Annotated in this window: 2 protein-coding genes; one reads left to right on the forward strand and one right to left on the reverse strand. The window is 73.6% G+C overall.

Going from position 1 to position 519, the window contains the following annotated elements:
• Positions 1-190 (reverse strand): hypothetical protein (locus tag A8G15_RS31605; protein WP_211270275.1); only part of this gene is annotated, 190 nt, incomplete at its 3' end.
• 16 nt (positions 191-206) lie between these two features.
• Here A8G15_RS31605 and A8G15_RS32585 point away from each other — a divergent pair.
• Positions 207-519: acyl-CoA dehydrogenase family protein (locus A8G15_RS32585; protein ID WP_425415140.1), on the forward strand; the 313-nt coding region annotated here is incomplete at its 3' end.

Genomic DNA, 519 nt, shown 5'->3' on the forward strand with positions numbered 1-519 from the left:
GTAGCGCGCGCATCAGATCCGGCGACGCGTCGGCGAGGGCTTGGCCAAGCAGGCCTGCAGGGTCGACAATATGAGGTGCGGTCATCGTGATGACTCCGTTCGAGGATTCGGTAGAAGGTTGACTCGAAGGATCACACGGTGGCCGCTCTACACCCGTGCACAACACGGAATCGCAGACGATCTCGGCCACCGAGTTACACCACTCTATGGGGCACTACTTTGGACGGCCGCTGGCGACGTTCCAGGGGCTGCAGTGGAAGATCGCGGACATGGCGATGGACGTCCACGTCGCCCGGGTGCTGTTGTGGCGGGCGGCGCGCACCGGGACCGATGGGTTCCCCCCTCCGACCCCCACGCCGGTGGCCCAGCCGCCCCAGAGCGCGGGGGGGCAGGCGGGGGCCACCACGGCGGCGCCGATCCCCCCGGCGCGCGGCCGCCCCCCGCCGGGGGCCGCCGCCCGCGCCCCCGCGGGCGGCGGCGGCGACCCCGCGACCGGGGGGGCGGGCGCGGGCACGCGGG

The sequence above is a fragment of the Rhodococcus phenolicus genome (assembly GCF_001646785.1).
In the GTDB taxonomy this organism is placed as follows: Bacteria; Actinomycetota; Actinomycetes; order Mycobacteriales; family Mycobacteriaceae; genus Rhodococcus; species Rhodococcus phenolicus.